The following is a 21,291-nucleotide window of genomic DNA, read 5'->3' on the forward strand; positions in this document are numbered from 1 at the left end:
TTACTCTTTCGGTCGCGGGCCTGCTTCTCCTGCTCAACGTTGCTCTCATTTCTTCAGTCCTTACTGTTGATCAGTGGATTGGTTGAAAAACTGCATTAGCAGAATTGCAATGATGCTGTTGGCTATCTTGCTAATTGCATAATTTCTTATTTAGATTCCTTTTGCCTAATCATCATTGCTGAATATCTTCGATGAATGATTCAGTATTTCGGCTTTTTGTCGTTAATAGTGTTATCCCATGCCTTTCGGAGCATACTAAAAGACTGGTATTTATGGGCTACCTTGTAGGAATTCGCTTCGTGTATTGTGTTATTTAACTCTTTACCGGTGTAATATTAGATTTTGAGGTGATGCGTGGCTGTCGTTAGTATTGATATATAAGTTCAATTTTTTACTCCTGTAGTGACTTTTGGAGTTGTTTGAACGCCTGATTGGCGTTATTTTTTTACTCTTTAGGCCTCTTCCCTAGGCAAGATTTTCGCTTCTCAGTTTTCTCGCTATTTACTTTTGAAACCATGCGGTCAGCGCAACGGCTAGAGCATCGGCAGCATCATCAGGTCGTGGGGGTGTGTCGAGATTGAGTTCACGCATCACGGCTTCAAGAACTTCGTCTTTGTCGGCATGGCCATGACCCGTTAATGCCTGCTTAATTTGCATCGGCGGGAATTCCACAATCGGCAGCCCAAAGCGCGTGAGCGTCATGATCAGCACCCCGCGGGCCTGCACCACGGCGATGGTGTTGCTGGAGCGGTAGAAGAAAAACTTCTCCACGCTGGCCAGTTCTGGTTGATGGATGCGAATGATTTGGCGCAGATCACGCGCAATTTCCACCATTCGCTCTCCCTCGCTTCGGCCTGGATCGGTGCGAATGATTCCGCAGTCGACCATCCGTTGCGAGCCTTCCTGGCTCCCCTTGCGTGGCTCAACGTCGATCACGCCGTAGCCGACCCGAGCTAGGCCTGGATCAATGCCAAGGATCCGCAACGGGAATTAGCTGGCCAAGGCCAGTTCGAATTCAGAGCGGTCGTCCGATTCATTGCGCTCAAACACCTTGCAGAACACCTTCACAACCCGGTCACCGGAGTCGATTTGTTCTAGGGGATCTTTCCGCAACCGATGACGCAGACAGCAAGACACCACGCGGGCAACATCGTCTTCGCTGACCTCTGTTCGCCCTTCAAAGGCTGCAAGGGCACGGGCTGCCCGGTTGGTCACGATGTCGCCACGCAATCCATCCACGTCCAATTCTCCGCAGACCGATGAAATGCTCAGGCGCAAATCATCGTCAATCGTGACCTGCTCAAGGCGTTGCTGCGCTTCCACCACCCTGGCCTGTAGGGCGTCTTGGCCGGCCGTCACGCTGATGCTGAAGGCATCGGGGTCACTATCGAAGGCCGTGCGCTGGTCCACGACTTGCACTCTTAACTGCGGATCGCGAACGGTGCGCACCTCCACGCTCATTCCAAAGCGATCGAGCAGCTGGGGGCGCAGCTCCCCTTCTTCTGGGTTTCCCGATCCAATCAACACGAAGCGCGCGGGGTGACGCACGGAGACACCCTCCCGTTCCACCGTGTTCCAGCCGGAGGCTGCGGAGTCGAGCAGAACGTCCACCAGGTGATCATCGAGAAGGTTGACTTCGTCGACGTAGAGCAGGCCGCGGTTGGCTTTGGCGAGCAAACCCGGCTCAAAGGCGCGAACGCCTTCACTCAAGGCTTTCTCGATGTCGATCGTGCCGCAGAGGCGATCTTCTGTGGCTCCCAGGGGAAGGTCCACCATCGGTACTTGGCGTTGTTCCGTGCCAAGGGTTTCGCCTTGTTCTAAGCGCTGCCTCACGTCACTGCTTTGCAGGTCGGGATCGGTGGGTGAGCTGTTGTATGAATCGCCAGCAACCACCTCAATGCCGGGCAATAGGTCTGCCAGTGCGCGGATCGTTGTGGATTTGCCCGTTCCCCGGTCTCCCATGATCATCACGCCGCCAATGCGCGGGTCGATCACGTTGAGCAGCAGCGCCAACTTCATCTCTTGCTGGCCGATGACGGCGGTGAAGGGAAAGACTCTGCGCTTGCGCGGTGAACTCACGGGTGAACGTCGGTTGATGAATTGGATTGTTTCACAGGCAGCACGGTGAGCACCTGCGGTGGTGTGGCATCGGCGGGATAGACCAGTCGCACGCGCACCCGTCGGCTCTCACCTGGGGCCAGGGATATCGTCCCTAATTCTGGTCCTTCCTGCCCACGTCGCAACACGAGGTGGAAGCGCCGCCGTCCCATCGCCCGCCCGTTGGCTCCATCTAGGCCTGTCACCTCAATGGGGCCGCGAAACATGACCGGTCCGCTGTTTCCAGGCTTGAACTGCAATTTTCCGTTGCTGCTGCCGCGTTTGTCGGGGGATTCCAGGGCGATCGCCACCATTCTTGTGCTGCTGTCAGGGTTGTGTAGCGGAAGGGTGAGGTCGTATTCCACGCCGTAATTGCCGTGCGCGGCCCAGGCCGTTCCCTTGTCAAATGTTTTGAGTTCAGCGGTTTGCACTTGAGCGGTACCCAGGTCACCTCGCTCCAGGCTGCTGATCGGCCACGAGATCGGCGCTGCGTTGATGTTCAGGGTTTTGGAGCCTGGATCATGCAAGCTTCCGGTCCAGGTGCTGCCGATTTGAACGCCACTTACCCGTGAATAGATCATCCGACCCTTGCTGCCTCGTGGCGTGGGCTGATGTTCTTTTGGGCTGCGCGTTCCGGCGCTGAGCAGGGCTCTCCAGCGTTGATCGCTGGGTGGCGTGTCGTTGTTGCCGTAGGCCGCCACGGTGGCGACATACACCGGTGCGGAGCTGTTCAGCCTCAGCTGCAGGTTTCGGCCATTGAGCAAGGGGTCGAGGCCTGCCACGGGAATCGGAAGAACCAGCAACGCACTGGCATGCCCAGGGTCAATCTTGATTTGCTTGGGAAGCTCAGGAGCCTGCTCCCCACGGAGCAAGTCGCCAGCGACCCGGCTTCCTGGTCCAGAGGCGATGGGCGTGGTGGTTTCCGCCATCAGGGAGGGCAGAGGGAGGAAAGGAGCCGCTGTTTGGCCTGGCTTCGTGCCCTGGGACAGCGAGGTGCTGCCGCTGATCACATCGAGCGTGACCGGTTCTGTTCCTAGTGGTTGTGCAAGCACGGCCAACCAGAGGGTGGAGGCCAGCTCCTCAGGTTTGCCGGCGTACACGTGATGGCTGAACAGATCAAAACGTCCGTCCAAGGCAACATTGAGCCCTTGGTTGGCCGGAAAGGTGGAGAGCAACACTCCTTCACCGGTGATCAGCTCGGGGTTGTTGTCATTGAGTAGCAGCACCTCATCCAATTGGCCGGGAAGTGGACGCAGCTGCTGCTGGCGTAGGAACGGATCTTCCACCTGGCTGTCCGCACCTGATGGCATGCCAGGGATGGTGATGAGGCAGAAAGCCGCGAGGGCCAGCAGCGAGGAATGACGCATGGTGAAAACAGGAATCAGCGTTGACGTGGAGGCGCTGTCTTGGGTTTGAGCACCGGTGCCATGGCGGCAGCCATGTTGCGGATCAGCTCCGTGGAGCGGGGATCATTGAATGGACCTTTCACAACAAAGGCCGCAACGGCACGGCGACCATCGGGGAGTTCGATCAGCCCGGCATCGGCGTAAGCGATGCCGATGTCACCGGTTTTGTTGAACACCCGATAGCCCTTGATCATCAGGCTGTCATCGGGTTTGCCTTGGGAGCCACCCAGACCTTTGAGCAATCCACCAGGGAGCAAGCGGTTGGTGACGGAAGTTCCCATCACTTCTCGGAATAGGTCGCGGCCGCGAATCGAGAGCGCTTCTCCGGTATCGACAAGGGCGATCGCTCTGGCGAGATCACGGGCGCTGGTGGTGTTGGTGCCCTTTAAATCCGGAAGCCAGTTGTTCACCTTGGTGGCGCTGAGCCCCAGGCTGTTGAAGCGGGCGTTGAGATCCACTTGACCGCCCACCCGTTCAATTAGCAGATTCGTCGCGGTGTTGTCGCTGACGCGAATCATTTCTGTGGCCACTTCATAGGTGGGGAAACGAGTCCCCAGTGGTTTGCTTGCCATCCAGCCAGCGCCACCCCCCACCACCGTTTTGCTGAGGGTGAGCGGTTCATTCCAGCTCAACCTGCCGGCATCGATTTCCTCGAGGGCAACCAGCAAGATCGGTGTTTTGATGGCACTGGCGGCTGGCAATGCCGTGTCTGGATTGAGCTGGGCGTAGCGGCCATCATCGAGCGCCAGCATGAAGGCACTCACCTCGAGGTCTGGATCCTGAGCTGCTAGTGCCTTCCAGCGTTGGCTCAACGCGCTGAGCTCTTGTTTGGTTTCAAAGCGCCCCAGCGTGTCGGTGCTGCTCGGTGGATGGATCACAGCGGCCGCTGGATCTGGTTGTTCGTCTTTATGGGCTGGTGTGATGGGTGGCGTGAGCCAGTTGGGAAGGTTGAGCTCTCCGCGCTGGACAGCAGGACCTGCCAGCTTCAGGGCCGATCCTGTGATCACGCCAAGGCCCACACCCATCAGGACCAGGCGCACCAGCAACCTCAGGGGACGACCCCAACCAGGGGACTGTTGACTGGAACGACTCGAGCCCAAGGGGTGGGGTGCAGGAGAGCCTGAGGTTACGGGCGGTTGCGCCTCGCTGCCCAACGCAATTGACGCACCATGCCGCGCAACAGAGCCACTTCATCGCTGCGGATCAGGGCTCGTTGCACAAGCCCTTTCACCTTGGCCATTCGCGCCCTTGCTGTGTGCTCCAGCAGAAAGCCCACCTCGAGCAGTAGCTCTTCCGCATCGCGCAGGCAGCCATCCAGCTCTGGAGCACTGGCTGGGATCTCGCTCACTGGCGCATCAGGTTGGGCCTGCAAGCGTCGTTCTCGCTCCAGCTCATGCAGCACCACAGCGACGGCATGGGAGAGGTTGAGAGACGGGTAGGTGTCTGCGGTGTGCAACTTGAACACCCGATGGCTGATCAGGAGTTCTTCATTGGAGAGCCCTCGATCTTCCCGTCCAAACACCAGGGCAGAACGCAGGCCTTGCGCCCTACCCATTTGAATCCAAGGCGCGATCTCTTCCGGTGATTGCAGGGGGATTTCGCCGTGATCGATGCGCCCGCAACTGGCCACCACCTGTTGACAATCGGCGACAGCATCGAGCAACGAGGGGAAAATGGAGGCGTGTTGGAGCACGGCATCACCGTGAACGGCCATGCGCACGGCTTCCGGATCAGCTGGGTCACATCTTGGTGCTACGAGCCTGAGGTCTTGAATGTTGTAATTGGCACACAATCGGGCCACGCTGCCGACGTTGAGAGGTCCCGCTGGCTCGACCAGCACCACGGCCAAGGTCAAGACAATGTTTTGAGATAGGCGAGCAGATCAGCCATGTTTTGAGGCTCGATTTCAAAGCGGGGCATCGGAGGTGTTTCACCACTCACGATCTGGTGAATGATCTGCATGTCTTTGCGTCGATCACTCACCCCTTTGAGGCTCGGCCCAACCAGGCCCTGGCCTGCGATGCCATGGCAGCCGGCGCAATTGATGCGGAAGATCTGGCCGCCGTGTTGCTCGGATCCATCCAAAGCCAGGGTTGCTTTGGAGTAGGGATCCTGGCGTGTGTTGCCCAGCATCCACACCAACAAGACGATGCAAGCCATCGCCGCGAACACCGTGAGGCCGGCGATCAGCCCCCGACTCCGCTCTGGGATTGCTGCAGCAGTTGATGACGGTGCCGTCACAGAAGAGACCAGGCCATGGAACAATTGTGCTCAATCTTTTCATTGGGCGCGACGACATGATCGAACCCCTTCTTTGCGGCATTGTTTTGGGGTTGATCCCAATCACCCTGATGGGGTTGTTTGTTGCTGCATGGAATCAGTACCGCCGGGGCAGTGCTCTGGGGGGCTGAGCAGCAAGAGAGCGCTCGTTCCATACCGTCGTTGATCCACCACCGTCCAGGACGCTGGTGCATTCAATTTTTTATGGCGGGCATGTTCACAAATTAATAATCCCTCGCTGCTGATCCAGTTGCCCTCGAGCAAGGCAAGCAAGGTTGGCGCATAAAGCTCCGATCCATAGGGAGGATCGAAATACACCACATCGAAGGCGGGCAGGGAGCTTGGACGACCTGTTTGGAGCCAACGCACCAGATCTCGGCGGATCACCTCAATGGTTGGAGAGGGAGAACGGCCTCCAGCGATCAGCATGAGATTGTCTCGGCAGACGGAGGCTGTTTTGGGATCCTTTTCCACGGCCCAGACCCTGCTCACACCGCGTTCAATGGCCTCGCATCCCATCACGCCGCTGCCGCTGCAAAGATCGAGCCAGGAGGCGCCCTGCAGCTCTGAGGCGAGCATGTTCATGACCGCTTCGCGGACACGGGCTGTGGTGGGCCTTGTGGAGGTCCCAATAGGACTACGTAGCCGACGCCCCCCACTGAGGCGTAACAGGCCGCTCACGGCATCCTCACGGCATCAACGGCGCGCCTTTTTGCAGCCATTCCAGCCATCGCGAGAGCAAACGCTGGCCGGTAACGGCGGATTTTTCAGGGTGAAATTGACAGGCTCCTAGCCGCTTGCGCCAAACCGCTGCTGTGGCATGGCCTGAGCCGAATGCAACGCTTGCCGCTCGATCCTGCGCGTCGTGGGGCTCAGCGGCGAATGAATGCACGAAATACATCCACTCCGTGCTGGAGGGATCAGGCAGTAGGGGGGAAGGCTGATCGATCTGCAGCCTGCCCCAGCCCATGTGGGGGATGCGCTCTCCCTGGTCCTTCGGAAGCGCTTTCACCCGTCCAGGGAGCAAGCCGAGTCCCTGGCGTTGGCCTTCTTCGCTGGACTCAAACAACAGCTGCAACCCAAGGCAAATCCCTAAAAGTGGACGCTCGGCTTTGTTCCAAGCGACCAACTCAGGGATCAGCCCTGTGGCTTCCAATCGGTCCATCGCTGGGTCAAAGGCGCCGACGCCAGGAAGAATCAAGGCCTGGCAGCCTTCTAGATCCTCTGGATGTTGCACAGCCTTGAGGGAGCTCCCCAAGCGCTTAAAACAGGTTTGAACAGAAAAAAGATTCCCCATGCCGTAATCGATCAGTCCAATGGTCTGAACTGAACGAGACATGGGGATCAGTGGCAAAGCAAATGACGAAGACCAGTAAGGAGTTCAGAGATGCTTCGAAATCGTGCCGGAGAGGGTGGCTTTTGGAACGGCACCGACAACGGTGTCAACTTTCTGGCCGCCCTTGAACACCATCAATGTGGGGATGCTGCGGATCCCGTACTGGCTTGCGACGTTGGGGTTTTCGTCGGTGTTGAGCTTGAAGACTTTGATCTTGCCTTCGAATTCCTTGGAAATCTCATCAACAATCGGAGCAACCATGCGGCAGGGACCACACCAGGGAGCCCAGAAGTCAACTAAGACAGGAACGTCACTTTGAAGGACATCCTGTTCAAAGGATGCGTCGGTTACAGCGGTAGCGCTGGACATTCCATTTGTCGTCGTTATCAAGTCAATTTAGCAACCACTTCAGAAGAATTCTCGGATTCTTTGTGGGGTCTACAGAACTGTGACGGTTTCGCGTTCAGACTCGAACACAATTGGGCGAAGACAGAAAGCCCGAACGCGTCGGGCCGGGGGGTGTGAGGAGTGTGTGGGCCGAAGCCCGCACGCCCTGAGATTAAGGCTTATTTGCCCATCCCCAACTGCTGGGCTTTTTGATACACCTTCCCTTCAGTCAGCAGTGATGGCGCAACCACCACTTCAACCTGCTGCATCTCCTTGATGGTGCGAGCCCCGAGGGTTCCCATCGAGGTCTTGAGGCAACCGAGCAAGTTGTGGGTTCCATCGTCGAGTTTGGCTGGACCTCGCAGAATGCGTTCGAGGCTGCCGGTGCTGCCAACGTTGATGCGCGTGCCCCGCGGTAGCACTGGGCTTGGGGTGGCCATTCCCCAGTGAAATCCACGGCCTGGCGCTTCTTCTGAGCGGGCAATAGGAGATCCGATCATGACGGCATCAGCGCCACAGGCGATGCACTTGCAGATGTCACCACCGGTGACGATTCCGCCATCCGCAACGATCGGGACGTAGCGACCGCTTTCTTTTTCGTAGTCAGCACGGGCAGCGGCGCAATCGGCAACCGCTGTTGCTTGGGGAATGCCGACGCCTAAGACGCCACGGGACGTGCAGGCAGCACCAGGACCAATCCCCACCATCACGCCTGCAGCACCGGCGCGCATCAGTTGTAGGGCAACCTCATAGGTCACGCAGTTGCCGATCACCACGGGCACACCCATCTCGCGGCAAAGCGTTTCCAAATTGAGAGTCTCTTGTCCTTCAGGGCCGATGTGGTTCGTGGAGACCACGGTGGCTTGCACAAAAAACAGATCGGCCCCCGCTTCTGCAATCGCTTTCCCAAAGCGCAATGCCGCGACGGGGGTGCCGCTCACCGCTGCAATTCCACCCTGGGATTTGATCGCTTCAATGCGCTTGCGAATCAGGCTTTCTTGAACCGGTTTGCTGTAGATCTCTTGCATCAACGGCACAAAGTCGTCCTTGCCGACGGATGTGATGCGATCTAAAGCCTCGGTGGGGTCCTCGTAGCGGGTCTGAATGCCTTCAAGATTTAAGACGCCAAGCGCTCCTAGCTGGGAGAGCCGCACCGCCATGTCCACGTCCACCACTCCGTCCATCGCACTAGCAATGATCGGGATTTCACGTTCGATTCCCCCGAGGGACCAGCTGGTGTTGGTGACTTCCGGATCAACCGTGCGACCCCCCGGCACCAGGGCGATCTCATCGATGCCATAGGCCCGGCGAACAACTTTGGAGCGTCCGAGCTGAATGTCCACCGCGAGTCGTATTAAGGATCAGTACAAACTACCAACCGGTCATGCGCTACGTGGGTGGCCGTGATCAGGGACGAACGGAGCCCCTGAAGGCAGCCCAAATGCCGCCCACGTTTGCAAGCAGAGCTTTTCTCTCTTCGCTGCGAATCAGCTTTGTGGTTGAGAACCAGATCACCCAACCAAGGCCTACCAGTTCAAACAATCTTGGAGCGAGAGGGATGCTGCCAATCGCCGCCAGGATTCCGCTGTAAATCCTGATCAGCAGGGTGAAGCCAATCAGGCCCACAAGCAGAAACAGGGGCCGGCGGGACCGTTGCCAGAGCTCAACAAGGTTGTTGTCATCCCACCACTGACGCACTTTGGAGCTCAGCAGATCCCACTCCCCGCCAGCGCTGGAGGCGTCGTCGCTGCTGGCTGTGGCTGCCACTTGGATGCGCTCAGCGATCGCTTCCGATGCTGCGGGCGTTGAAGCGGATGCGGTAGCAGGTTCTTGAACAATCTCGGGTTTCTGAGCGATCACAGGATCTGGAGTGATCGGGGCCGCTGGACTGACGGGTTCTGTTGCAGCGGGATCGGCTGCTGAGGACTCTTCGACAGAAGTCTCTGGTTCTGGCGAACCTGATGCGATCGGATCGGTGCTGTTGATCTCCATCGATGGGGTGGAGTCAGAGGGCGACGGATTGATCGGATCGGTTTCCATGGCCTTGGTAGCACTGCGCGGATGCGCAACTTTAAGGGCGTTTTCTCGTGCCGTTTTGAAGACGCAGCAAACCCTGACGTATTGCTGCGTCCTTCCCGCGATAAGATGAGAAAAGGCATTTAGGTCTTGTATGGCGGATCCAGTGGGACCCGGCAGCGGCGGTCCCGGCGAATCCGACGAACGGATCATCCAGACAGATTTGCGCAAAGAGATGTCGCGCTCCTATCTGGAGTACGCGATGAGCGTGATCGTTGGGCGTGCGCTGCCCGACGCTCGAGATGGGCTTAAGCCTGTGCACCGGCGAATTTTGTACGCCATGTACGAGCTCGGTCTCACCAGTGATCGGCCTTACCGGAAATGCGCCCGTGTGGTGGGTGAGGTGCTCGGTAAGTATCACCCTCACGGTGATACGGCGGTCTACGACGCCCTGGTGCGGATGGCCCAGGATTTCTCGATGTCCATGCCCTTAATTGATGGGCATGGCAACTTCGGATCGGTCGATAACGACCCACCGGCCGCCATGCGTTACACCGAATCGCGGTTGCAGGCGCTCACCACCGACAGCCTCCTTGAAGATATCGAGGCCGAAACGGTTGATTTCGCCGACAATTTCGATGGCTCGCAGCAAGAACCCACCGTTCTGCCATCAAGGATTCCCCAGCTCCTCCTAAATGGATCAGCGGGAATTGCGGTGGGCATGGCCACCAATATTCCTCCGCACAACCTCGGGGAACTGATCACTGGCTTGTTGGCCTTAATCAGCAACCCTGAGATCACAGATCAGGAGCTGATGACCCTGATCCCAGGCCCTGACTTCCCCACCGGCGGTCAAATCCTGGGTCGCAGCGGCATTCGTGAGACCTATCTCACCGGGCGCGGCTCGGTGACGATGCGAGGGGTTGCGGTGATCGAAACGATCGAGGCGACTGGTCGCCCGGATCGTGATGCGGTGATCATCACGGCCCTGCCTTACCAGACCAATAAGGCGGCGATGATTGAACGCATCGCCGAGATGGTGAACGACAAGAAGCTGGAAGGGATTTCCGATATTCGCGATGAAAGTGATCGCGATGGCATGCGCGTGGTAGTGGAGCTGCGCCGCGATGCTTATCCGCAGGTGGTGCTCAACAACCTCTACAAGCTCACCCCGCTCCAGAGCAATTTCAGCGCCCACATGCTGGCGTTGGTGAACAGTGAGCCGATCCTGCTCACCTTGCGCAAGATGCTCGAGGTGTTCCTCGAGTTCAGGGTTGAGACGATTGAACGCCGCACGCGCTATCTGCTGCGCAAGGCGGAAGAGCGCGATCACATTCTCCTGGGCTTGTTGCTGGCCCTGGACCAACTTGATCCGATCATTGCTCTGATTCGTGCGGCACCCGATGCTGCAACAGCGCGCACGCAGTTGCAGGAGCGCCATGGTTTGTCTGCTGTGCAAGCAGACGCCATTTTGCAGATGCAGCTCAGGCGTCTTACGGCGTTGGAGGCGGACAAGATCCGCTTGGAGCACGAGGATCTTGTCACGAAGATCGCCGACTACAAGGACATCCTTGGCCGTAGGGAGCGGGTGTTCGGGATCATCGAAGACGAGCTGGGGCAGCTGCGCGATCGCCATGCCGTTCCTCGCCGCACCGAGATTCTTGATCTTGCTGGCGGTCTGGAAGACATTGATCTGATCGCGAATGAGCGCTCCGTGGTGTTGCTCACCGAAACGGGATATCTCAAGCGGATGCCGGTGAGTGAATTTGAAGCCACCAGCCGTGGCACGCGCGGCAAGGCCGGCACGCGCAGCCAAGGGGAAGAGGCGGTCAAACTCTTTATTGGCTGCAACGACCACGACACCTTGTTGCTATTTAGCGATCGAGGAGTGTCGTATGCCGTGCCTGCCTACCGGGTGCCTCAGTGCAGCCGTACCGCTAAGGGCACACCGATCGTGCAGCTATTGCCTATCCCTCGGGAAGAGGCGATCACCTCGCTGCTGGCGGTGTCGGAATTCAACGACGACACCGACTTGTTGATGCTCACCACGGGCGGATACATCAAACGCACCAGGCTTTCGGCCTTTAGCAACATCCGCTCCAACGGTTTGATTGCCATCGGCCTGGAAGAGGGTGATGCGCTCACTTGGGTGCGGCTTGCTGTACCTGGAGACAGCGTGCTGATTGGGTCACGCGCGGGAATGACGATCCACTTCCGGCTCAATGACAACGAGCTGCGCCCGTTGGGCCGTACGGCTCGAGGTGTGCGCTCGATGAATCTGCGCGCAGGCGACAGCTTGGTGAGCATGGACGTGTTGCCGGTGGAGTTGGCGGATCAAATCGCTGCTAGTAGCGATGAGGGCGACGAAGGCAGTGATGAGGGCGACACTGCTGCAGTAGCAGAAGGCCCTTGGGTGCTCGTGGCCTCGGCCTCTGGACTTGGCAAACGGGTGCCGGTTACGCAGTTCCGTTTGCAAAAGCGGGCTGGCATGGGCCTGCGCGCGATGAAGTTCCGCACCGATGCCGATGAGCTTGTGGGCTTGCGGGTGTTGGGTGCGGGTGAGGAGCTGCTGCTGGTGAGTGAAAAGGGTGTGATTGTGCGCACCAGCGCTGATGCCATTCCTCAGCAATCCCGCGCCGCCACGGGTGTGCGCTTGCAGCGGCTCGATAAGGGCGATCGCTTGGCCGATGTGGTGCTGGTGCCGCCCGAGGCGGAGACGGACGACGACAACGAAGCCAGTGCAGAGGAGTCGTCTGAACCATCAGCTGAGGGCTGACCTTGGCTGATGGCGCCGATGTGCTGGTGATTGGGGGCGGTCCTGCCGCCCTTTGCATCGCTTCTGAATTGCATCAGCGCGGGGTGCTGGTGGAGGGCATTGCACCGAATCCGGTGCAAGCCCCTTGGCCGAACACCTACGGGATTTGGGCGAAGGAACTCGAACTGCTGGGTCTTGAGGATTTGCTCGAGCACCGCTGGAGCCACACGGTGAGTTTTTATGGCGCGGGTGGCTCTGATTTAGACGATCAACCCACGCAGCACGGGCTGGATTACGGGCTGTTTGATCGCCACAAGCTGCAGCAGTACTGGCTGGGCCATGCCCAGGGGATGACCTGGCATCAAGACAGCGTGGATCGCATCGAGCTGGAGGCTGATCGCACCCGGGTGCAATGCGCTTCCGGCGAACAACGCCTGGCCAGGGTGGTGATTGATGCCTCAGGCCATCGATCGCCCCATATCCGCCGCCCAGATCAGGGGCCTGTGGCTGGCCAAGCGGCCTATGGCGTGGTGGGTCGCTTTAGTAAGCCCCCGGTGGAGCCAGGCCAATTCGTGCTGATGGATTTTCGCTGCGATCACCTCAGCCCAGAACAACGCAAGCAACCCCCTACTTTTTTGTATGCGATGGATTTTGGTGATGGGGTGTATTTCGTGGAGGAAACATCGCTAGCTCTCGCACCGGCTTTTCCTGAAGCTGAGTTAAAGCAACGGCTCGAGCAACGCCTGGCCAAGGCGGGGAACGCGATCACCGAAGTGATGGATGAGGAGCATTGCTTGTTCCCCATGAATTTGCCGCTGCCTGATTTCAACCAGCCGCTGCTCGCCTTTGGCGGAGCAGCAAGCATGGTGCACCCTGCTTCTGGCTACATGGTGGGAGCGTTATTAAGACGTGGGCCAGGTTTGGCAGAAGCCTTGGCCGCGGCTTTAAAAGAGCAACCAGCAATGGGATCTGCAGCGCTGGCGCGCGTGGGTTGGCAAGCGCTGTGGCCAATGGAGTTGGTGTGGCGCCATCGCCTGTTTCAATTTGGTTTAGGCCGTTTAATGGGCTTCGATGAACGGCTATTGCGCCGCCACTTCACCAGTTTTTTTCAGTTATCGCAAGCGGATTGGAGTGGCTTCCTCACCAACACCTTGCCATTGCCGCAGCTGATGGCTGTGATGCTGCGCTTGTTTGCGATTTCACCTTGGGATGTGAGGCGCGGGTTGGTGCTGGGGGCGGCCTCCTACCTCAATGGATGCAAAGACGTCGTGAGATCGCTGTCGACGTCAACGTGATCACTTTGGTCAGCTGTTGACTGCCACTTGTTTCCAATCAGCCGGTTGAATGAGCGGGAAGAGTGAATCTTCCGCCTCCACATCGTTCAGCCACGCTTCACTCATCCTGTCTCGGCCATCGATGCAGGCCATCAGCGTCCAAAAGCGTTCTAAGTGGCGTTCGATGCGTTCTTTAGCCAGTCCAGTGGTGGTGCCTGCGCGCAGGATGAAACTCCAGTCTGATGACTGAGACAGCAGCAATTCGCGGCCAGCTTGATGGAGCATGCGCAGCCCTTGTTCACTGCCAACCCCGCGGCTGCAGCGTTCTTTCATCGCTCTGCCGGCGCGGCTCCATTCCGGAATGATCCAGGCGTTGCTGTCGTTGAGCCAATAATCATGAAAGCCCCCTTGTCCCCAGCTGGAGGGAGAGGGATCGCAGATTTGCAGATTGGGAGTTTTGCTGAGCACCCCGCGCAGGGTGGTGAACGTCACCTGTTGCTCCGGTCCTTGCCGGAACAGCTCAGCTAAAAACGATGGACCTTCATACCACCAGTGGCCAAACAGTTCGGCATCAAATGGCGCCACCAATAAGGGAGCCGTTTCCATGCGCTCTTCAAGGGCCTCGAGTTGCAGACGCCGGCCCTCGAGGTAATGCTTGGCGTGGTCCTTGGTGCGTGCCTGAGCAAGCTCTGGTTCATAGGGCTGCTTGGCATCCAGCGGAGCGCGTTGGTCGCTAACGCGATGCAACTTGAGGCCCAGTGGTCTTTGGGTGGGCAGTCCAAAGGCTTCGATTTGCTCTTGAGGGAGATCCCAGCCCAGATCACGGTGGAATTCCCGGTAGGCAGGATCGCCGGGGTAGCCATCACGGGCGGACCAGACCGGCAGGGTGGCATCGCTGTCGCGCCCGAAAAAGGCCACACCATTGCGGCTGCTAATCGGGGCGTAGACCCCGTATCTGGGCCTTGGCTTGGCGTGGAGTAAACCATGGCCATCCAGTACCGCGTAGCGCAAACCTGCATCGCGCATCCATACATCAAGGCCTTCGTAGTAGGCGCATTCCGGTAGCCAGATCCCCAGTGGTTGCTGGCCGATCAGCCGATGATGTTCTCGAACTGCAGTGCGCAACTGGGCCCGAACAGCTTCCGGGTGTTCTCGCAGCAACGGCATGTAGCCGTGGGTGGCACCGCAGGTGAGCAGGTCGAGCACTCCTTGTTGTTGCAGGGCGCTAAAGCGTCCGATCAGATCACCGTTGCTGTTGTGCCAGCTGCACAGGTAGCGCTCAAAGCAACTCTGAAGGTGCAGTGCAGCGGCTTTGCGATCGCTGGGGGCCTGTTGCAGCAGCTGCAAGCGCGCTTGAACCCAGTTCGGGAAGCGTTCGTGGAGGGTGCTGTCTGCGAGCAGCGACAACAGGGTTGGTGAGATTCCCATCGTGAGCCGTGCTTGCTGTTTTGGATCGCCTGCAGCCGCCTCCAACATCTCCACCAAGGGGAGATAGCACTCGATTAATGCTTGAAAAAACCAGTCTTCTTCCAGCGAATTCGCTTCGCTTGCCCGCACATAGGGAAGGTGCGCATGGAGAACAAGGGCTAGTGCTCCTTGGGCCAACGCTCACCTGCTTGATCACTGATGTGAATGTACCGGTATTTCTCCCTAAAGCCGCCGGCTCGTAACGCCCGCCTCGATTAAGATGGCGTAACTCATAGTCATTCCGACTAAAACCCTTCGAGGCTTTAGCCATGGCCAAGGATCCAGGCCGCGTATTGATCTTCGACACCACTCTTAGAGATGGTGAACAATCCCCCGGGGCCAGCCTCAACCTCGAGGAGAAGTTGGCGATTGCGCAGCAACTGGCCCGTCTTGGCGTGGATGTGATCGAGGCTGGCTTCCCCTTCGCTAGCCATGGTGATTTTGCTGCTGTGCAGCGCATTGCCCAGCAGGTTGGTGGTGAGAATGGCCCGATCATCTGTGGTTTAGCCCGCGCCTCCCGCGGCGACATCAAGGCCTGCGCTGAGGCTGTGGCTCCGGCCCCTAACCGACGGATCCATACCTTTATTGCCACCAGCGACATTCATCTCGAGCACAAGCTGCGCAAGAGCAGAAAAGATGTGCTGGGCATCGTTCCCGAGATGGTGGCCTATGCCCGTTCCTTTGTGGACGACGTTGAGTTTTCCTGTGAAGACGCCGGTCGCAGTGATCCGGAGTTCCTTTATGAGGTGATCGAAGCGGCGATTGCTGCTGGTGCCAGCACCGTGAATATTCCCGACACGGTGGGATACACCACACCGTCTGAATTTGGGAGCCTGATTTCGGGCATCAATCAGCATGTGCCGAACATCGAGGACGCGGTGATTTCTGTGCATGGCCATAACGATCTCGGGCTGGCCGTCGCCAATTTCCTTGAGGCCGTGAAATCGGGGGCCCGTCAGCTGGAATGCACGGTGAATGGCATCGGTGAACGCGCTGGTAATGCCGCTCTCGAAGAGCTGGTGATGGCTATGCATGTGCGGCGGCGCTATTTCAACCCCTTCTTTGGACGAGAGGAGGATTCACCAACGCCCCTCACGGGAATTCGAACGGAGGAAATCACCAAGACCTCGCGTTTGGTTTCCAATCTCACCGGCATGGTGGTGCAGCCCAACAAGGCGATTGTGGGTGCCAATGCTTTTGCCCATGAATCGGGCATCCATCAAGACGGCGTGCTCAAAAACCGGCTCACCTACGAAATCGTTGATGCCCGAACCGTGGGGCTCACCGATAACCGGATCTCCTTGGGCAAGCTCAGTGGTCGAAGCGCTGTTCGGGCTCGCCTCGAAGAGCTCGGCTACGACCTCAGCCGTGAGGACCTTGATGATGCCTTTGCCCGCTTCAAGGATCTTGCCGATCGCAAACGGGAGATCACAGACCGCGATCTGGAGTCGATCGTCAGCGTTCAGGTGCAACAACCTGAGGCCAAATATCAGCTCAAGCTGGTGCAGGTGAGCTGCGGCAGCAGTCTTCAGCCCACAGCCACGGTGACCCTCGCCGATGAAAATGGCCAGGAACAAACCGCGGCGTCTGTTGGTACTGGACCGGTGGATGCGGTGTGACGTTCCCTCAACCAACTCGCTGGTGAGCCCAATGAATTGGTCGAGTTTTCTGTGAAGTCGGTCACCGAAGGGATTGATGCCATGGGTGATGTCACCATTCGTCTGCGTCGCGACGGCCAGCTTTATTCCGGTCATTCCGCTCATACCGATGTGGTGGTGGCCGCCGCTGAGGCCTTTGTGAATGCTCTCAATCGTCTTGTGGCAGGAACAGCCGGACCAACCATCCATCCGCAACGGGATATGGCTGAGCTGGATTCCAGCCCGGTCCATTAATTAGGGCTCGATGGCGCTCAAATCCATGTCGCTCAAGTCCACCCTGCGTCCGGCTCCCCTGCTGCAGTTGCTGCTGCTAATTCTGCTGGCCATGGCCGTGCTGGTTCCCCTGCTGTGGCTGGTGAGCACATCTTTAAAAGGTCCGGCGGAAGATATCTTCACAAGCCCTCCTTCGCTCTTCCCAACCCAGCCCAGCCTCGATGCCTACGGGCGGCTGTTTCGTGATAATCCGCTCTGGACCTACATCTTCAACAGCTCCGTCGTCAGTTTCCTTGCGGTGGTGGCGAATCTTCTGTTCTGCTCCCTGGCGGCTTACCCCCTGGCGCGGATGCGCTTCCTTGGTCGGGGTCTTGTGTTGGCCCTTGTGGTGGCAACGATTCTCATCCCTTTCCAGGTGGTGATGATTCCGCTGTATCTGCTGATGGTGCAGCTTGGCCTGCGCAACACCCTGATGGCGCTAGTGATTCCTCAGGCGGCAACCGCCTTTGGGCTGTACCTCTTGCGGCAAAGCTTTCTTGGTGTGCCTGTTGAGCTTGAAGAGGCCGCCCGCATCGATGGTTGCAGCAAGCTTGGTGAATGGTGGAACGTGATGATTCCTGCAGCTAGGGCTGATCTGATCACCCTGGCGATGTTCGTATTCATCGGCACCTGGAGTGACTTCCTCTGGCCCTTGGTGATCCTTGATGATCCAGGCTTGTTCACCCTGCCGCTCGGACTGCAGCAACTGGCCAGCAGCTTTTCCCTCGATTGGCGGATTGTGGCAGCCGGTTCAGTGGTGTCGATCCTGCCGGTGCTGGTGATGTTTGTGCTGCTCCAGCGCTTCATCCTTCCCAATGCCAGTGGGGATGCCGTTAAGGGATAGGGATGAAGTCCAGGCTGGTGTCTGGTTTGTGCACAGGCCTCATCTCTGGTTCTACGGGCTTGGGTGTTGATTTAAGTCTCTGGCGTCGTTGACGTTCCTGCGTGAGCCAGTACTGCTGGGATCGCCTTGATTCGCCGATCTGCTTTTCGAGATCCTGTTGACGGCGTTGCAGGAACTCCAGCTGTTCCTCCATCAAGTTGGGCTTGTTCACCTCGGTTTGTTGTTGTTGTTCGAGCTCATGGAGTTGCCGTTGCAGCGCACGTATCGCATCGGTGTGATGACGGAATCCCTGCCAGAGCCTCAGGAACAACAGGGTGAGCATGGGTAGAGCTACCGCTTCAATGACACGCCATCGAGAAACCATGGGCGGCGAGAAGGCTTGTTTCTTGTCTGCCCATGATTGCCGAAGTCAGGTCTGTCCTGCTTTGAACGATGTCAGCTTGTTGCGCGCTAAACGCTGAACGGGTGGGGTGCTGGTGTAGATCAATTTCAGTTGACCCTGAGCCATGTCGCTGCAAGATCTCGATCAATTGCTTGGCTTGCGTCATGACGATCCGACTTTGGCAGAGCAACTCGCCCAGCCATTGCCCTTGGAGGAGTTGATCACCCTGGCTCAATCACGAGGCCTCACGATCACGGAAGACGACGTGTTTCAGGCTCAACAGCGTGAGCAGACCAAGGCCAGCGCCGCTGATCTCCAGCAACAAATGGCCCCCGAGTCCAGACGGCTTAGGCACTTCATTCCAGGTTGATCTTGGCGCTCAGCGTTTGGGATCTCTGACGATCCAAGACCCTGCTGTTCAATCTCGTTAAAAAGGTCATATTTCATTTGAGTTATGGCCTCTTTCAAGATCGATATCGAGGGTGGATCCAGCTTCAGCTGCGCCGATGATCAATACATCCTCGATGCAGCTGAAGATCAAGGCATTGATCTCGCCTATTCTTGCCGTGCTGGTGCTTGTAGCACATGCGCTGGAAAAATCCTCAATGGAAGCGTTGATCAGGCTGACCAAAGCTTCCTGGATGACGACCAGATGTCAAAGGGTTTTGCCTTGCTCTGTGTGAGCTATCCGTTGAGTGATTGCTCGATCAAGGCCAACGTAGAAGACGAGCTCTAAGAAAGCTTGATTACTTCAGGCGTTTCTCCATGGGTCTGGCCAATTAACAAGGCATGGCTCACGGCTCCCTCATGGCTGTAATAACGCCATGCAGCTTCAACGCTGGAAACCCCTTCAATCGATTGGGTTTGATGATTCAGGCTCAAGTAGCTACCCGTGCAGTTTTGACGCAGCACATAGCGTTCAGCAACTGGGGCTCTCATGGCGTTCTCATCAAGGCTTAATTCCTGGTTAGCGGTGGCTGAAGCGCACTCATTCGGCCTACAGGATTTCCTTTGTTTTAGCCCTTGACATTGTTGCTGAGTTACTGATTGGGGTCTGTTGCATTGTTTTCTGAAGTGAATGAAGTTCGGTGCGTCCAGATCAACCCATGAGGGGCTGGTGCTTGCTGCTGATGCCCCCCATTGCGGAACCAGGGATCGTTTAACGCTTCGAAGCAGCTGGGGTCGAGCCCCCAGGTGTTTTGGAGGTAGGCGGAGCACATCTGCTCTGATGCAGCTTCGTTTTGTTGCCAGTGCACCAAAGAAAGACGCGTGGGCCGAGTCGTTACGACCGCAATCTTTCCTAGCGGTGCCTTCTCCGGGTCTGGTTCAACCGATTCTTCGACCCGTTCTTCCGCTACAAACAACCGCAACGCACTGCTGCAATCGCGCCCATCCAAGGGGTATTTGTTGAGGTAGAGGCGTCGTGCTCGCTTGAACAGTGCTGAGGGCGCGCGCACCATCAGCTGCTCAAGGGCGTCTTGGAGTTGTGGGTGGCTCATCGTGAGCTGATCGTGACGTTTCGGCTGTCTTCTAGCTTCCCCCCTGGCGTTGCGGCACAGAGGTGGAAGACTAGGGACAGTTGCGTGATTGGAACATTGCCGAAACTTGTTCGTTCTTTATACCGATTGATCGCATTAGACGGCAGTCCCCATCCGGTGCTGGATGCTCCCTATGAATCGATGGATGCCGCTGAAGCAGCCGCCCAGCGCTGGTGCTCTGGTCAGGGGCGTGATCTCTCCCTTCAGCAGCGTGGAATTGGTTTAGAGGTGCAAACCAGTTGCGGAGCTTGGAGAACGATTCGCTACCCGCAGGCTTGTCTGCGTGATAGCGGAGAGCACTCCCCCGTTCATTGAGCTTTAACCGATGAACGTGAGTGTGGATCTCTGTGTTGTGCCGGTTGGCCTCGAAGGATCGTTGGCGCCGTGGGTGGCGATTTGTCATGAGCTGATCGAAGACTCGGGACTTGAGTACGAGCTCGGTCCGAATGGAACGGCGATTGAGGGGGATTGGGATGCTGTATTTGCTTGCGTGAAGCGCTGTCATGAGCGCCTGCACGGGGAGGGGGTGCCAAGGATTCACACCACGCTTCGCGTGAATACGCGTGTGGACCGAGAACAGTCGTTCCGCGACAAAGTTCCCAGCGTTGAGCGTTTGATCCAGTGTTGAGCAATTTTTAGCGTTGAGCATCAGCAGGGCTTTGGGTCTGCCGCAAATCTGTAGATCCAACATTGCGCGTTCTCATTTGTCTCTCCTGTGTCTTGAATGAGATCAAGCGTCGGCTAGGCCGTTGATGTGGCAATCCAATCTTCGTTCCAAGCGGTTCGCCCTCGTGGTGCTGGGTGCCCCCTTGATCGGGGCAATCTCGATTGGAACTTCAGTGAGTGCCCAGTCATGGGCTGACATCGGCAACTACTCCACTCTTCTGCGTCGTGCCGGCACCCAAACCTTGGTGGCAAAAGACTGCCCCTCTGGACTCTTTGGTGCTTTTCATGCCGGACGGAATGCCTTGCTCTTGTGCTCTAACAACCTTCGAGATGATCCGGCTCAAGTGTGGACTGTGCTGGCCCATGAATCAGCGCACGTGATGCAGCATTGTCAACAAGGTCCTCTCTTGCTTGATCATCAGATTGGCAATGCCCTTGCCCAAATTGAGAAGCGGTCGTTGAGCGCGTTTCAGGAATTGCGGCTGTACCACCAGTCCCAGCGCCGCGATGAAATTGAGGCCAGGCTGGTACAGGGATTGCCGATGGCTGAGGTGGAGGCGTTGTTTCGAGGTTTTTGTGGCGATCGGCTAAAGCGGCATGCTCCAAAGAGTATTCCTGCTGTGGGGTTAGGCGATGGATGAGGACGCTCCGATCACGCCGATTACCGGTCCCAATATCGATGAAGAGGGCCGTCTCACTTACATGGGGGAGGACGGACGTCGTTATGTGGTGATGGATGGCGACGAACGGGATGAAACGTCCTCAGCCGCCGTCATGGACGCACTGCGTAGTGCTGGAACCTTGTTTGAGGAAATTGAAACGCTTTGCCAGGGCTGGGTGGATGAGGTAAGTGACGCTGCCTTAACCCGGGCAGAAGCGGTTGCCTTACTGCTGGCGACCCTTGAGACCTTGCTGGATGACGAGAGCTGACAC

General features: G+C 57.6%; 24 protein-coding genes and 2 pseudogenes. 11 read left to right on the plus strand and 15 right to left on the minus strand.

Annotated elements, in window-relative coordinates:
- Nucleotides 1-501: 501 nt before the first annotated feature.
- The 6 genes from ruvC to SynSYN20_RS04980 are packed head-to-tail and all read right to left on the minus strand — an operon-like array spanning nt 502 to nt 5,744.
- On the minus strand, nt 502-984 hold the full coding sequence (gene ruvC / locus SynSYN20_RS04955; protein WP_186524961.1) for a crossover junction endodeoxyribonuclease RuvC: 483 nt from the start codon (nt 982-984) through the stop codon (nt 502-504).
- Between the two features lie 6 nt (nt 985-990).
- Complete coding sequence (gene bchI / locus SynSYN20_RS04960) at nt 991-2,079, minus strand: magnesium chelatase ATPase subunit I (RefSeq protein WP_186524962.1); 1,089 nt, start codon at nt 2,077-2,079, stop codon at nt 991-993.
- Nucleotides 2,076-3,464 carry a DUF3370 domain-containing protein gene (locus SynSYN20_RS04965; RefSeq protein WP_186524963.1) on the minus strand — a complete coding sequence of 463 codons (1,389 nt, stop codon included), beginning with the start codon at nt 3,462-3,464 and terminating at the stop codon, nt 2,076-2,078. The genes bchI and SynSYN20_RS04965 overlap by 4 nt, the downstream gene beginning before the upstream one ends.
- Before the next feature lie 14 nt (nt 3,465-3,478).
- Nucleotides 3,479-4,603 (minus strand): serine hydrolase, encoded by a 1,125-nt coding sequence (locus tag SynSYN20_RS04970; RefSeq protein ID WP_186525468.1) that lies wholly within the window; start codon nt 4,601-4,603, stop codon nt 3,479-3,481.
- 26 nt (nt 4,604-4,629) lie between these two features.
- On the minus strand, nt 4,630-5,358 hold the full coding sequence (locus SynSYN20_RS04975; protein ID WP_186524964.1) for an RNA methyltransferase: 729 nt from the start codon (nt 5,356-5,358) through the stop codon (nt 4,630-4,632).
- Nucleotides 5,355-5,744, minus strand: a complete 390-nt coding sequence (locus SynSYN20_RS04980) for a cytochrome c (protein ID WP_186524965.1) — start codon at nt 5,742-5,744, stop codon at nt 5,355-5,357. Before SynSYN20_RS04980 ends, SynSYN20_RS04975 begins: the two co-directional genes overlap by 4 nt.
- A 56-nt stretch (nt 5,745-5,800) precedes the next feature.
- On the opposite strand from SynSYN20_RS04980, the gene petG reads away from it, so the two are divergent.
- On the plus strand, nt 5,801-5,914 hold the full coding sequence (gene petG, locus SynSYN20_RS14440) for a cytochrome b6-f complex subunit V (RefSeq protein ID WP_071778027.1): 114 nt from the start codon (nt 5,801-5,803) through the stop codon (nt 5,912-5,914).
- Between the two features lie 10 nt (nt 5,915-5,924).
- Here the strand turns inward: petG and rsmD are convergent.
- The 5 genes and pseudogenes from rsmD to SynSYN20_RS05005 form a co-directional block, all read right to left on the minus strand.
- Nucleotides 5,925-6,464, minus strand: a pseudogene (gene rsmD / locus SynSYN20_RS04985) (16S rRNA (guanine(966)-N(2))-methyltransferase RsmD); the annotation flags it as partial.
- 7 nt (nt 6,465-6,471) lie between these two features.
- Entirely contained in the window at nt 6,472-7,122 is a 651-nt protein-coding gene (gene hisH / locus SynSYN20_RS04990; RefSeq protein WP_186524967.1) for an imidazole glycerol phosphate synthase subunit HisH, read from the minus strand.
- 42 nt (nt 7,123-7,164) lie between these two features.
- Nucleotides 7,165-7,488, minus strand: a complete 324-nt coding sequence (gene trxA, locus SynSYN20_RS04995) for a thioredoxin (protein WP_011618905.1) — start codon at nt 7,486-7,488, stop codon at nt 7,165-7,167.
- 197 nt (nt 7,489-7,685) lie between these two features.
- Nucleotides 7,686-8,849 (minus strand): GuaB3 family IMP dehydrogenase-related protein, encoded by a 1,164-nt coding sequence (locus tag SynSYN20_RS05000; RefSeq protein WP_186524968.1) that lies wholly within the window; start codon nt 8,847-8,849, stop codon nt 7,686-7,688.
- A gap of 64 nt (nt 8,850-8,913) precedes the next feature.
- Nucleotides 8,914-9,546, minus strand: coding sequence for a CAAD domain-containing protein (locus SynSYN20_RS05005; protein WP_186524969.1), 633 nt, complete (start codon nt 9,544-9,546; stop codon nt 8,914-8,916).
- Nucleotides 9,547-9,676: 130 nt separating this feature from the next.
- Here SynSYN20_RS05005 and gyrA point away from each other — a divergent pair, with 130 nt between their 5' ends.
- Together gyrA and crtL are read left to right on the plus strand one after the other, a co-directional pair.
- Complete coding sequence (gene gyrA, locus SynSYN20_RS05010) at nt 9,677-12,298, plus strand: DNA gyrase subunit A (protein WP_186524970.1); 2,622 nt, start codon at nt 9,677-9,679, stop codon at nt 12,296-12,298.
- 2 nt (nt 12,299-12,300) lie between these two features.
- Nucleotides 12,301-13,572 carry a lycopene beta cyclase gene (gene crtL, locus SynSYN20_RS05015; protein WP_186524971.1) on the plus strand — a complete coding sequence of 424 codons (1,272 nt, stop codon included), beginning with the start codon at nt 12,301-12,303 and terminating at the stop codon, nt 13,570-13,572.
- A gap of 9 nt (nt 13,573-13,581) precedes the next feature.
- On the opposite strand, the gene SynSYN20_RS05020 is transcribed toward crtL, so the two are convergent.
- Nucleotides 13,582-15,156 (minus strand): glycoside hydrolase family 57 protein, encoded by a 1,575-nt coding sequence (locus SynSYN20_RS05020; protein ID WP_186524972.1) that lies wholly within the window; start codon nt 15,154-15,156, stop codon nt 13,582-13,584.
- A gap of 131 nt (nt 15,157-15,287) precedes the next feature.
- On the opposite strand from SynSYN20_RS05020, the pseudogene SynSYN20_RS05025 reads away from it, so the two are divergent.
- Nucleotides 15,288-16,910 (plus strand): annotated as a pseudogene (locus SynSYN20_RS05025) (2-isopropylmalate synthase).
- Nucleotides 16,911-16,920: 10 nt separating this feature from the next.
- Nucleotides 16,921-17,772 carry a carbohydrate ABC transporter permease gene (locus SynSYN20_RS05030; RefSeq protein ID WP_255476379.1) on the plus strand — a complete coding sequence of 284 codons (852 nt, stop codon included), beginning with the start codon at nt 16,921-16,923 and terminating at the stop codon, nt 17,770-17,772.
- Here SynSYN20_RS05030 and SynSYN20_RS05035 read toward each other — a convergent pair.
- Nucleotides 17,762-18,136, minus strand: coding sequence for a hypothetical protein (locus tag SynSYN20_RS05035; RefSeq protein WP_186524973.1), 375 nt, complete (start codon nt 18,134-18,136; stop codon nt 17,762-17,764). The two genes, SynSYN20_RS05030 and SynSYN20_RS05035, sit on opposite strands and share 11 nt — an antisense overlap.
- A 142-nt stretch (nt 18,137-18,278) precedes the next feature.
- Here SynSYN20_RS05035 and SynSYN20_RS05040 point away from each other — a divergent pair, with 142 nt between their 5' ends.
- Both SynSYN20_RS05040 and SynSYN20_RS05045 read left to right on the plus strand, forming a co-directional pair.
- A complete protein-coding gene (locus SynSYN20_RS05040) occupies nt 18,279-18,524 on the plus strand; it encodes a Nif11-like leader peptide family natural product precursor (RefSeq protein WP_186524974.1) in 246 nt (81 codons plus the stop codon).
- Nucleotides 18,525-18,608: 84 nt separating this feature from the next.
- The gene (locus SynSYN20_RS05045) at nt 18,609-18,890 is read left to right on the plus strand and encodes a 2Fe-2S iron-sulfur cluster-binding protein (protein WP_186524975.1); all 282 of its coding nucleotides are present in this window, start codon (nt 18,609-18,611) and stop codon (nt 18,888-18,890) included.
- Here SynSYN20_RS05045 and SynSYN20_RS05050 read toward each other — a convergent pair.
- A complete protein-coding gene (locus tag SynSYN20_RS05050) occupies nt 18,887-19,093 on the minus strand; it encodes a hypothetical protein (RefSeq protein WP_186524976.1) in 207 nt (68 codons plus the stop codon). The genes SynSYN20_RS05045 and SynSYN20_RS05050 overlap by 4 nt on opposite strands.
- A gap of 101 nt (nt 19,094-19,194) precedes the next feature.
- Nucleotides 19,195-19,653 carry a hypothetical protein gene (locus tag SynSYN20_RS05055; RefSeq protein WP_186524977.1) on the minus strand — a complete coding sequence of 153 codons (459 nt, stop codon included), beginning with the start codon at nt 19,651-19,653 and terminating at the stop codon, nt 19,195-19,197.
- Nucleotides 19,654-19,779: 126 nt separating this feature from the next.
- Between SynSYN20_RS05055 and SynSYN20_RS05060 the strand changes: the two genes are divergently transcribed.
- The 4 genes from SynSYN20_RS05060 to SynSYN20_RS05075 all read left to right on the plus strand — a co-directional run bounded on the left by SynSYN20_RS05060 (nt 19,780) and on the right by SynSYN20_RS05075 (nt 21,288).
- Complete coding sequence (locus SynSYN20_RS05060) at nt 19,780-20,007, plus strand: hypothetical protein (RefSeq protein WP_255476380.1); 228 nt, start codon at nt 19,780-19,782, stop codon at nt 20,005-20,007.
- A gap of 10 nt (nt 20,008-20,017) precedes the next feature.
- Entirely contained in the window at nt 20,018-20,320 is a 303-nt protein-coding gene (locus tag SynSYN20_RS05065; protein ID WP_186524978.1) for an MTH1187 family thiamine-binding protein, read from the plus strand.
- A 124-nt stretch (nt 20,321-20,444) separates the two neighbouring features.
- Nucleotides 20,445-20,999, plus strand: coding sequence for a hypothetical protein (locus tag SynSYN20_RS05070; protein ID WP_186524979.1), 555 nt, complete (start codon nt 20,445-20,447; stop codon nt 20,997-20,999).
- The gene (locus SynSYN20_RS05075; protein WP_186524980.1) at nt 20,992-21,288 is read left to right on the plus strand and encodes a hypothetical protein; all 297 of its coding nucleotides are present in this window, start codon (nt 20,992-20,994) and stop codon (nt 21,286-21,288) included. Before SynSYN20_RS05070 ends, SynSYN20_RS05075 begins: the two co-directional genes overlap by 8 nt.
- Nucleotides 21,289-21,291: the final 3 nt, after the last annotated feature.

Source organism: Synechococcus sp. SYN20 (genome assembly GCF_014279555.1).
GTDB lineage: Bacteria > Cyanobacteriota > Cyanobacteriia > PCC-6307 > Cyanobiaceae > Synechococcus_C.

Excerpts from the sequence above, each read along its gene's own strand:
- SynSYN20_RS04965 (WP_186524963.1), bottom strand. The coding sequence starts at position 3,464 with ATGCGTCATTCCTCGCTGCTGGCCCTCGCGGCTTTCTGCCTCATCACC.
- petG (WP_071778027.1), top strand. The coding sequence starts at position 5,801 with ATGATCGAACCCCTTCTTTGCGGCATTGTTTTGGGGTTGATCCCAATC.
- hisH (WP_186524967.1), bottom strand. The coding sequence starts at position 7,122 with ATGTCTCGTTCAGTTCAGACCATTGGACTGATCGATTACGGCATGGGG.
- trxA (WP_011618905.1), bottom strand. The coding sequence starts at position 7,488 with ATGTCCAGCGCTACCGCTGTAACCGACGCATCCTTTGAACAGGATGTC.
- SynSYN20_RS05005 (WP_186524969.1), bottom strand. The coding sequence starts at position 9,546 with ATGGAAACCGATCCGATCAATCCGTCGCCCTCTGACTCCACCCCATCG.
- gyrA (WP_186524970.1), top strand. The coding sequence starts at position 9,677 with ATGGCGGATCCAGTGGGACCCGGCAGCGGCGGTCCCGGCGAATCCGAC.
- SynSYN20_RS05030 (WP_255476379.1), top strand. The coding sequence starts at position 16,921 with ATGGCGCTCAAATCCATGTCGCTCAAGTCCACCCTGCGTCCGGCTCCC.
- SynSYN20_RS05035 (WP_186524973.1), bottom strand. The coding sequence starts at position 18,136 with ATGGTTTCTCGATGGCGTGTCATTGAAGCGGTAGCTCTACCCATGCTC.
- SynSYN20_RS05040 (WP_186524974.1), top strand. The coding sequence starts at position 18,279 with ATGTCGCTGCAAGATCTCGATCAATTGCTTGGCTTGCGTCATGACGAT.
- SynSYN20_RS05045 (WP_186524975.1), top strand. The coding sequence starts at position 18,609 with ATGGCCTCTTTCAAGATCGATATCGAGGGTGGATCCAGCTTCAGCTGC.
- SynSYN20_RS05050 (WP_186524976.1), bottom strand. The coding sequence starts at position 19,093 with ATGAGAGCCCCAGTTGCTGAACGCTATGTGCTGCGTCAAAACTGCACG.
- SynSYN20_RS05055 (WP_186524977.1), bottom strand. The coding sequence starts at position 19,653 with ATGAGCCACCCACAACTCCAAGACGCCCTTGAGCAGCTGATGGTGCGC.
- SynSYN20_RS05065 (WP_186524978.1), top strand. The coding sequence starts at position 20,018 with ATGAACGTGAGTGTGGATCTCTGTGTTGTGCCGGTTGGCCTCGAAGGA.
- SynSYN20_RS05070 (WP_186524979.1), top strand. The coding sequence starts at position 20,445 with ATGTGGCAATCCAATCTTCGTTCCAAGCGGTTCGCCCTCGTGGTGCTG.
- SynSYN20_RS05075 (WP_186524980.1), top strand. The coding sequence starts at position 20,992 with ATGGATGAGGACGCTCCGATCACGCCGATTACCGGTCCCAATATCGAT.